The organism is Microbulbifer okhotskensis (assembly GCF_023895975.1).
GTDB classification, from domain to species: Bacteria; Pseudomonadota; Gammaproteobacteria; order Pseudomonadales; family Cellvibrionaceae; genus Microbulbifer; species Microbulbifer okhotskensis.
Genome location: NZ_JALBWM010000250.1, coordinates 1 through 2,034 on the forward strand (window position 1 = coordinate 1; position 2,034 = coordinate 2,034).

The 2,034-nt window shown below is 53.5% G+C and carries 4 protein-coding genes; 2 read left to right on the plus strand and 2 right to left on the minus strand.

Features of this window, described 5'->3' with window-relative positions; genetic code table 11:
- Together MO867_RS21715 and MO867_RS21720 are read left to right on the plus strand one after the other, a co-directional pair.
- Positions 1–794, plus strand: a 794-nt coding sequence (locus tag MO867_RS21715; protein WP_252473043.1) for a GTA baseplate fiber-binding domain-containing protein, incomplete at its 5' end; no start/stop codon positions are given.
- 16 nt (positions 795–810) lie between these two features.
- Positions 811–1,251, plus strand: coding sequence for a DUF2793 domain-containing protein (locus MO867_RS21720; protein WP_252473045.1), 441 nt, complete (start codon positions 811–813; stop codon positions 1,249–1,251).
- Between the two features lie 118 nt (positions 1,252–1,369).
- Here MO867_RS21720 and MO867_RS21725 read toward each other — a convergent pair whose 3' ends face one another.
- Both MO867_RS21725 and MO867_RS21730 read right to left on the minus strand, forming a co-directional pair.
- Positions 1,370–1,555: a hypothetical protein gene (locus MO867_RS21725; protein WP_252473047.1), complete on the minus strand. Its 186-nt coding sequence runs from the start codon at positions 1,553–1,555 to the stop codon at positions 1,370–1,372.
- A 276-nt stretch (positions 1,556–1,831) separates the two neighbouring features.
- Positions 1,832–2,034: hypothetical protein (locus tag MO867_RS21730; protein WP_252473049.1), on the minus strand; the 203-nt coding region annotated here is incomplete at its 5' end.

Genomic DNA, 2,034 nt, shown 5'->3' on the forward strand with positions numbered 1-2,034 from the left:
TGGGCTATTACATTGCCATCGCCGGCAGTAACTCCGCCTGGTACGGCGCCACCGTGGCGCTGTCCCTGGACGGTGGAGAAAACTATACCGACTCCGACAGCACCGACGTGGAGGCCGTAATGGGGGAATTAACCAGCCCCCTCGGCACGCACAAGCGCGAGATCCCCGACAGCAACCACCGAGTACAAATCCAGCTCTATGACGACGGTGACGTGCTCGAATATCGCACCCTGGCCGAACTGCTCAACCGGCAGAACCGCGCCCTGATCGGCAATGAAATAGTGAGCTTTGGCGAAGCCGACGAGATCAGCCCCGGCGTCTGGGAAATTGGCTACCTGCTGCGCGGGCGCTTGGGCACTACCCCTGCAGAGCATCCGGCCGGCACGCGCTTTGTTCTACTCGATCGCAACACCCTTAACTACATTCCCAGCGACCGATACAACCTGGACCAGACATTAACTTTCCGCGCCACCAGTAGCGGCAGCGGCGAGGAGACCACCACCGCCGCGACCTACACCGGCGCCAGCCATACCGAACCCGCCCCGGCCAATCTCAGTGCACACCGTGCAAATGGCCAGCTGGTAATTCAATGGCTGGGAGTAGGGCGCCTGGGCGGCCGCGCCGCCTACGACCAAAGCCAGTTTTTTACCGGCTACCGGGTAACGATTAACGGCAGCAGCACCGATACCAGTACAACCACTTTAACCATCGCAGACCCAGGCCCCGCCACCATCCAAGTGGCGCAACTCAACAGCATCACCGGCCCCGGCCCGGCCACAGAAATCACGGTATAAGCAGGATAAAAACCCCATGAGCAACACACCCAACAACGCCATACCCTACGCCCAGGAAGGCACCCTGGACCCAGCCACCAGCCTTAACCAAGCGCTGGACACCATCGACGCGCTATTGCAGATCGAAGTGCAGGGCATTCAAAACGATCCCCCGGCCGCACCTGCAGACGGTGGCCGCTACATAGTTGCCACCGGCACTGGCGACTGGGCCGGCCAAGACAACCAGCTCGCCCGCTATGTCGCAGACCCCGGCTACTGGCAATTCTTTCCCGCCAAAGTAGTTCTGAATCAAGTAGATGGACTGCTGTATATCAACGGCAGCAGCGGCTGGCAGGTAGCCAACCGCCCTGAGACGCTGCCGGTGATTACTGGGGATACTTCGACGGATTTGGCGGGGGTGGTGGGGCAGATGTTGGGGGCTTTGGATGGGGTGTTTTGGGATAGCCAAACCACCTAACCGCGCCGCCAACGCACACCTTTAAAGCCCAGGCCCCACCAAAAACTCCCCCCTAAAACAGACCGCTCTCCAAGTGCTTTCGGTCACGGCGACTGTTATTTTCCTAATCTCCCAAAACTCACCAAAAACGCTTTAAAATCATCAGGTTATAATGCCAGTGAAAATTGTGGATAGTGGGCACGATGATCGTTTTGCCAGTTGGCTCTTTAGTGCCCGGTAGGCGTAATCTATTGATTTGGTGGAAGAAGATGGCGTGTTGGCGTAAATTTGCATCAGAAATAGTGGTCAAGGAAATAGTAGTCATGATGACCACTATACAAATGTTATGTGCCAGAAGGAGAATTCAGAGTTGGCATGGATTGATGATGCTAGAAACGTTATAAATAAAAGTCTTCGAACGACTGCTCCAATTATTGTTGCAGCGATCGCAGTTCCTCTTTTGGCATTATTTGTAGAAGACTTAATGCCTAAAGGAGAAACCATTGCTAGCTGGTTTCAACGAAGTGGAGCAATTGTTGTAGCTTTAGCTGTATGGATCGAATTAAAAAATAACTCTATTAATGCAATACTTCGGACAGTTTCATGCAGCTATAGCCCCGTAGTCGCTGTACGGTTCGTAAATACGGGCAACTTTTTCACAACCTTGGTCAAGATCTAACTCGTCAAAAAGTCTATCCATAAGGTGCTGATTGAACTTTCGACGTTTCCAGCTAGCAATTGAAATGACTGTAGCCTCATCCGTTTGTTTCGCATTTCTATCTTCGATTTTTAGCAGATTCAGAG

Excerpts from the sequence above, each read along its gene's own strand:
- MO867_RS21725 (WP_252473047.1), bottom strand. The coding sequence starts at position 1,555 with ATGACTACTATTTCCTTGACCACTATTTCTGATGCAAATTTACGCCAA.
- MO867_RS21720 (WP_252473045.1), top strand. The coding sequence starts at position 811 with ATGAGCAACACACCCAACAACGCCATACCCTACGCCCAGGAAGGCACC.